This window comes from Microcoleus sp. AT8-B5, from assembly GCF_036705565.1.
Lineage (GTDB): Bacteria > Cyanobacteriota > Cyanobacteriia > Cyanobacteriales > Microcoleaceae > Microcoleus.
Genome location: NZ_JAUBUY010000065.1, coordinates 23,860 through 30,363 on the forward strand (window position 1 = coordinate 23,860; position 6,504 = coordinate 30,363).

Consider the following 6,504-nt stretch of genomic DNA (forward strand, 5'->3'; position numbering starts at 1 on the left):
TTTACCTTTTAGATTTGCTGGAAGTGCGGCGGGTAGGTTGGCGTTTGCGCCTCTTAATTGTCCCAGGAGGCCGCAACCCGCTCAATCCTTTCTTTTTTAATCTTTTGTAAGCCGAGCCGCCCCAATCGCTCAGATAGTGGCTCATAGCGCCCAATTCTAGACCGATGTAAACGGCTAAAATTTCGATGTGGTGTTCCCAGATCGATCGCCCGTAACTCAAAACCACATCCTGCCAATTCCAGCCGAAGTTTCCGACTTTTTCGGCAATTGCCAATCCCAACACTCCGAGAACCGCGATCCAGATAGCGAGGTACAGGATTCGCAAAGCAGTGCCGATCAGAGGGCCGTGGGACAAAAAAGAGCGGTGGCGCAGGCTTTTTTGGTACGGGAGCCAAATTGGTTTGAACCATCCCCAGCGCTGATACTGGCAGGAGTAGATATCCAAGTCGGGGCCAAACATCAGCCCGCCGAATAAGAAACTGCCGGAAACGAGCAAAGTCAGGTTGCTGCTGCTCGTCTGGCCAAAGGTGAGGGCTGCCACCAAGGGCAAACTCCACATGGTTATTTGATCGTGGGTGCGGCCAGAGGGCATTTAAAGTTTAGGATTTTTTTTACTTGATCTTTCTGAGTTACTGTGATATGATAAATCCTTGTGAGTGCAATTGGGTGATTAGCTCAGTGGTAGAGCGCCTGCTTTACACGCAGGATGCCGTAGGTTCAAATCCTACATTACCCATCCGATAACTCAATATCAAAAGTTTCAGCCGTTTTTAGCCGTCAAGCCGAGAACGGCTGTTGCTGTTGCTCTTGGGGGTTGACTGTTGAATTGGGTGACAACTAAATTTAACATTCTGGGGCGGATGTCTCAAAAGTTGGCACCCAATGCTAGAAAATTAATTTATTGATTTTCTTTTTTAGAACCTTGTATATGAAGCCTAAAATAACTAGCCCGATCGCGTGGCAGCAAGCTGAACTGCTCATGCAGCCAGCGATGATCCGAGTGATCGACAACATCCGCAAACAATTAGAGGAGTCAGTTTGGACGGGTACTTATCAAGAAGTCCAGATTCCCATTCCTGGCTATCAACTACTTTTAGAGCTTCAAGGCGAGCAAAGATGTGTCGATATTTGGGAACTTTGCTATCGAGTCTGCTTTGTCAACTACCAGCCCGCCCACAGTCAAATCCAAAGCCAAGAAGTTGTAATTGATACTAGCTTGATTGATGGTGAGACTGGCGATGTAGATTGGAATCGTCTTGATGCTAAAGCCAGCCAATTAATCCAAGAAATATTCGCTAATTTGGACAAATAGTCAGTTGTCAGTTGTCAGTTGACAGGAAAGTAGTAGTTAATAGTCAACAGTCAACAGTCATCAGTTATCAGTCAACAGTTAACAGTCAACAAAATCTTATGATTCAGCAATTGCACGACATTCAAGCAGCCACCGGTGCTACTTTTGCAGAGTTAACAACCAAAGAAATTGTCCCAGTCAGTTTTGGTAACGACGCAGAAGCGATCGCAGCAACGAAACAAGGTGTAGCTTTGTACGATCGCACTCACTGGGGACGCATTCAAATCTCAGACAGCGATCGACTGCGGTTCTTGCACAATCAAAGTACCAATAACTTTAATATACTCAAACCCGGTCAAGGTTGTGACACAGTTTTCGTCACATCCACCGCCCGGACGATCGACCTCGCCACCGCTTACGCTACAGAAGATGCCGTACTGCTGTTAGTTTCGCCCAACCGCCGCCGCCAACTACTGGAATTGCTCGATCGCTATATTTTCCCAATGGATCGCGTCGAGTTAACAGATTTAACCGATACAACAGTTGCTTTCAGTTTCTTCGGCCCGGAAAGCACTCAACTACTAGAAAAAATCGGAGTTACCGAACTCGAAAATCAACCTTACGCTACTCACAAATTGATAAAAACCCCCCCTTACCAAGGGGGGGTTCGAGTGGCTGTGGGTAGCGGTTTAGCAACTCCCGGATACACGTTAATTGCCCAAGCTTGCGATGCCGCCAACTTGTGGCAGGAATTAGTCAAAGCTGGGGCCGTACCGATGGGCGATCGAGTTTGGGAACAACTGCGAATCCAACAAGGACGCCCCGCACCCGATTTTGAACTCACAGACGATTACAACCCCTTAGAAGCCCGCCTTTTACACACGATTACCTATGACAAAGGTTGCTACATCGGTCAAGAAACAATTGCCCGGTTGAACACCTACAAAGGAGTCAAACAAGAACTTTGGGGCGTGCAGTTGAGCGGTGCTGTTGAACCCGGAACAGCAGTCACAATCGGAGAAGAAAAAGTCGGCAAACTCACCAGTTTTACGGAAACTGAATCTGGCTTTTTTGGTCTGGCTTACATCCGCACAAAAGCGGGGGGCGAAGGGCTGAAAGTGCAGGTAGGAGAAATGACCGGGGAAGTAGTAAACCTGCCTTTTTTAAGTTTGTAAGCTTGGGTTTGTAGTGAGGACTTTATTCCTCATAGATTGAATTCCTCACTACGAACCTATAGGGGGTATTCTACTGGACATCATAAGCTAGATCAGTATTTAAATTGCAGGTCAACAAATAATCAAACTCTTGTGGGACGTTGCTCCGACGCTGCCCCAAGTATGCAGTTTAAATGCACAATAGCTGATTAAATTATGACATAATCTTCGCCCAAAACAGCTTGATTGACCTGCGGTTCCGGCTCTACTGGGTCGCTGTAATGAGTGTCAATGTGTTTGATGAAACTTTCCCGATAAGCTTTGAGATGCGAGTTAAGTGCTTCGAGATCCTGCTCTCCTGTCGCGAAACCTTTCTCTCTTCTAAATTGACCCGATTCTTTAACAAAAGCCATATCAACTTGCCACAACGCCTTATCAATCGGGCGATAGGACAAATCAACAATATCATAAGCTGCGAATCCTTGGGAGTTCATAAAACTCATTACATCATACATCTGACCGAACAATGTAACTTCTACAATTACATATTCAGTTTGCTGCAAAATCTCAGTTGCTCCTGCTAAAACATCTAATTCCTGTCCGTCTACATCAACTTTAATTAAATACGGGCCTGGCAAGTTTCTTTCCCTGCATATTCCATCCAAGGTAATGGCTGGTATGTTTCTCACATAAGGATTGCTGCTGTCAGTAACGAGATTTTCAGAAAGTGAAGAATGCACCATACCGGGACTGACGTTGAGGGTGAAAACTCCCGATTCTTTGGTAGCTGCTGCAATAATGTATTCTGCACTTTTGAGTTTGCGGCAAATTTTGGCCAGATAAGGTTCATTTTCGGCGATTGGCTCAATTAGCAAATGTCGCGCATCGGGGAAAGTTTCGTAAAGATTAAAAGTTCCCAAGGCGGCACCGACATCAATCACAGTTCTTGGTTGAAAACCTAAGTCTTTAGCCAGCAGCAAGCTGCCTGACATCGAGTTTCTGAGAATTCCTGTTTGTTGTTGGTTCACAATTTTTTCCAGATTTCAATGTGGATAAAGTTAATACAGCACTTTCCAGGTAAGTGAAGTACAGAGAAACCGGGTTTCTTGAATAAAACCGGTTTTTGGCGAGAAATCCAGAAGAAACCCGGTTTCTGGGGTGTACTTTATAAACCTGGAATCCGCTGTAGTATGTCTTGCAGCCGAGTTATTGTATGTCCGAATATTGTATGTTTGAATAAAGAAACGAAGCAATCGCCGAGGTTTGCTATTTCTTCGTTTCGGATCGTAATGACAGAAATAGGTTTTAACTCAGATGTTGCACCATTGTCAATCAGCTTTTTAGGAACAGGCTTTTCGGCCTGTTCCACAATATATATATAGCAATCCTTGCAGGAGTAAAAAGATGTAGGGGTAGTGCTAAGACTGCCTACCCTGCCTCATGGGGCAACCACGGGGGGTTTGCCCCTACAATAATTACACAAATGATTTGGGATTGCTATAGTAAATTTTCTTGTGGAACAAGCTGGACGGCCTGTTCTTGAGAATGGTGCAAGATGTGAGTTTCCATGTAACCTGCTACTATTTCGCGGATTTGTGCGCCTTGTTTTCCGGTTCGACAGATTGCAAAGCTTCGTCGAGAATTGCACGGGCTGACTCGGCTTTACTCCTAGCATCTCGATAGCGAACGTTAGCTTGAGCGAAGTTTTTGAGAACCTTGAAACCGTCTTTGAGGCTGGCGATTTCTTCGGCAGTCACAGCCTCATCTGTAAACAAAATGTCGATCGCAGCCCGGATTTTTAGTGCTTCTTCGCGGGATTCCATCACTTTCAATTTGAGACTTGCCAAATTGCTCAAAATCTGGACGGCTTCAGTAATCGCATCCTCGCCGTCAGACGCAGCATCTTCGATATCCTTAACTTCAACAAACTGTTTGGGCCCAAATCCCTCCATGAGTTCCGTAGGCAGCTTGCCCTCATCCATGAGATCCATCAGCCGATCCATCGCTTCTTCACGGGCTTTGGCTGAATCTTTCCCCTTGACAGTTAAAATAATTTCGGGGCTTTGAGGAAGTGTATAGCGAACCATATTTTGACAGCCTGTGCGCGAAAACAATTGAATGATATTTTATCTTTATTCGATCGCCAGTTGCAGCTATCAATCCGCTCGACTACCAACCGCTTGCCAAAACTTGACACATATACACTCAAAAGGAACCCTCGACAATGAAAGATAAATTTCTTAACTTTCTCAACTTGATTTTAGTAGCTGATGTGTTTTTCGTCTTTGCCATTTTTGGGTGGTTTGTGATCGCAGTAGCGGGTCGATCGACCGGGGTGAATCTCGGTTTTGATTTGTGGTACAGTCTCTGGCAGCCCGTATTTAATCCCGCCCTGGGAATTCTTATGGGTGGTGCTATTCTCAGCGGTATAATTAACCAAGTTTCTAAACGCCTCAATCCCAAGTAAAATTGATGTTTTGTTGGAGACGGTGATTGGCGATGCTACTTAGTTGGCGATCGAACTTGTGGAATGCTTCAGAGATGAGGCACTCAATTAGGTCGATGAAGCTTGAAAATACATAAGTAGTCAAAAACGAGTGAAACGCTCCCCAAAGGAGCGATATCTTATCAAAGCAATCACAAAAGTTATGATAGCTTTACATTCTGTTACAGAGTAAAGTTTATTTTCGCCTACCTATTTACGTCGAAAATCAGGATTGGACGATCGGGATCTAAAAATATCAACTCATGTTCTGATGAACAAAAGTCGGGCAATTATGGGAGAACAAAAATGTATCGGTATCCTCACCAGCGGGGGTGACTGTGCCGGCTTAAACGCAGTTATTCGAGCCGTTGTCTACCGCGCAACGGGAACTTACAATTGGAAAGTGATGGGGATTCGTCAAGCCACCAACGGATTGATGAGTCGTCCCCCTGCAGCAATTCCCTTGGATATTGAGAAAGTAGACTCGTGGCTCACCATTGGCGGTACGATGCTAGGCACGACAAATAAGGGCGATCCTTTTGCTTTCCCCATGCCGGATGGGACTCTACGCGATCGTTCTGACGACATTATCGAAGGCTATCATCAATTAGGTTTGGATGCTTTAATTGGGATTGGTGGCGACGGTAGTCTTGCCATTCTCAGGAAGATTGCTCAACAAGGTAATTTGAATTTAGTTGCGATTCCTAAAACTATTGATAATGATGTTGGAATTACCGAGCGTTCTATCGGTTTTGATACTGCGGTAAATATTGCCACTGAAGCACTCGATCGCTTGCATTTTACTGCCGCAAGTCACAGTCGCGTCATGATTGTCGAAGTCATGGGACGCGACGCTGGACATATTGCGATCAGTGCCGGAATTTCTGGAGGAGCTGATATAATTTTGATTCCAGAAATCCCTTACACAATTTCCAAAATCTGTGCCCAAATCCAAGAACGCCAAGACCGGGGAAAAAACTACTGTTTAATTATAGTAGCGGAGGCAGTTCGCACTGAAGAAGGCGAGTTAGTAATGCAAACAAATCGCTTAGGTCAAAGTCGATTAGGCGGAATTGGTCAGTATTTAGCTGATACAATTTCTGACTGCAGCGGTGCAGAAACTCGCGTCACTGTTTTGGGGCATATTCAACGCGGAGGAACTCCTTCATCGCTAGAAAGGTTAATTGCTTCTGCTTTTGGCGTCGCAGCAGTTGATTTAATTGCCGAAGAGAAATACGACTGCATGGTATCTTGGCAAAAGCGGGAAGTTGTGAGCGTTCCTCTGGAAGATGCGATCGCCAAATACAGACCTGTAGACTTCGATGGTACTCTGGTTAAAACGGCCCGCGGTTTAGGGATTTGTCTAGGGGACTAAACAATTACCCCTCCGATTTCTCAAAGATTTAGTCGGGGACGCACTCAGAACCAAGAAACCGGCTTTTTTAACCGAGACTGAGGGTTTTAAGCTAGTGTATGGTCGTAAAAAAACCAAGGTGATGACCAAGAATTTCTTCATGTGGTATCCGCCACGTGATTTATCCGTGGAATCAATCCAAAATCGAAAATCGAAAATC

Annotated in this window: 7 protein-coding genes and 1 tRNA gene; 5 read left to right on the forward strand and 3 right to left on the reverse strand. The window is 45.2% G+C overall.

Annotation, left to right across the window (positions count from 1 at the left end; all coding sequences use genetic code 11):
- Position 1: 1 nt before the first annotated feature.
- Complete coding sequence (locus tag QUB39_RS27530) at positions 2 to 592, reverse strand: metal-binding protein (protein ID WP_333052326.1); 591 nt, start codon at positions 590 to 592, stop codon at positions 2 to 4.
- 72 nt (positions 593 to 664) lie between these two features.
- Here QUB39_RS27530 and QUB39_RS27535 point away from each other — a divergent pair.
- The 3 genes from QUB39_RS27535 (at position 665) to ygfZ (ending at position 2,466) form a co-directional block, all read left to right on the forward strand.
- Positions 665 to 736: transfer RNA gene (locus tag QUB39_RS27535), tRNA-Val, on the forward strand.
- A 192-nt stretch (positions 737 to 928) separates the two neighbouring features.
- The gene (locus tag QUB39_RS27540) at positions 929 to 1,312 is read left to right on the forward strand and encodes a hypothetical protein (RefSeq protein WP_333052324.1); all 384 of its coding nucleotides are present in this window, start codon (positions 929 to 931) and stop codon (positions 1,310 to 1,312) included.
- Between the two features lie 98 nt (positions 1,313 to 1,410).
- Complete coding sequence (gene ygfZ, locus QUB39_RS27545; RefSeq protein ID WP_333212444.1) at positions 1,411 to 2,466, forward strand: CAF17-like 4Fe-4S cluster assembly/insertion protein YgfZ; 1,056 nt, start codon at positions 1,411 to 1,413, stop codon at positions 2,464 to 2,466.
- Between the two features lie 188 nt (positions 2,467 to 2,654).
- Here ygfZ and QUB39_RS27550 read toward each other — a convergent pair whose 3' ends face one another.
- A complete protein-coding gene (locus QUB39_RS27550) occupies positions 2,655 to 3,473 on the reverse strand; it encodes an FkbM family methyltransferase (RefSeq protein WP_333052320.1) in 819 nt (272 codons plus the stop codon).
- A 552-nt stretch (positions 3,474 to 4,025) separates the two neighbouring features.
- Positions 4,026 to 4,532 carry a hypothetical protein gene (locus QUB39_RS27555; RefSeq protein WP_333212447.1) on the reverse strand — a complete coding sequence of 169 codons (507 nt, stop codon included), beginning with the start codon at positions 4,530 to 4,532 and terminating at the stop codon, positions 4,026 to 4,028.
- A 137-nt stretch (positions 4,533 to 4,669) separates the two neighbouring features.
- On the opposite strand from QUB39_RS27555, the gene QUB39_RS27560 reads away from it, so the two are divergent.
- Positions 4,670 to 4,912 carry a hypothetical protein gene (locus QUB39_RS27560; protein WP_333052315.1) on the forward strand — a complete coding sequence of 81 codons (243 nt, stop codon included), beginning with the start codon at positions 4,670 to 4,672 and terminating at the stop codon, positions 4,910 to 4,912.
- 310 nt (positions 4,913 to 5,222) lie between these two features.
- Positions 5,223 to 6,305, forward strand: a complete 1,083-nt coding sequence (locus QUB39_RS27565) for an ATP-dependent 6-phosphofructokinase (RefSeq protein ID WP_333052682.1) — start codon at positions 5,223 to 5,225, stop codon at positions 6,303 to 6,305.
- Positions 6,306 to 6,504 lie beyond the last annotated feature (199 nt).

Coding starts and splice junctions, on each gene's coding strand:
- ygfZ (WP_333212444.1), top strand. CDS start 1,411: ATGATTCAGCAATTGCACGACATTCAAGCAGCCACCGGTGCTACTTTT.
- QUB39_RS27540 (WP_333052324.1), top strand. CDS start 929: ATGAAGCCTAAAATAACTAGCCCGATCGCGTGGCAGCAAGCTGAACTG.
- QUB39_RS27555 (WP_333212447.1), bottom strand. CDS start 4,532: ATGGTTCGCTATACACTTCCTCAAAGCCCCGAAATTATTTTAACTGTC.
- QUB39_RS27530 (WP_333052326.1), bottom strand. CDS start 592: ATGCCCTCTGGCCGCACCCACGATCAAATAACCATGTGGAGTTTGCCC.
- QUB39_RS27560 (WP_333052315.1), top strand. CDS start 4,670: ATGAAAGATAAATTTCTTAACTTTCTCAACTTGATTTTAGTAGCTGAT.
- QUB39_RS27565 (WP_333052682.1), top strand. CDS start 5,223: ATGGGAGAACAAAAATGTATCGGTATCCTCACCAGCGGGGGTGACTGT.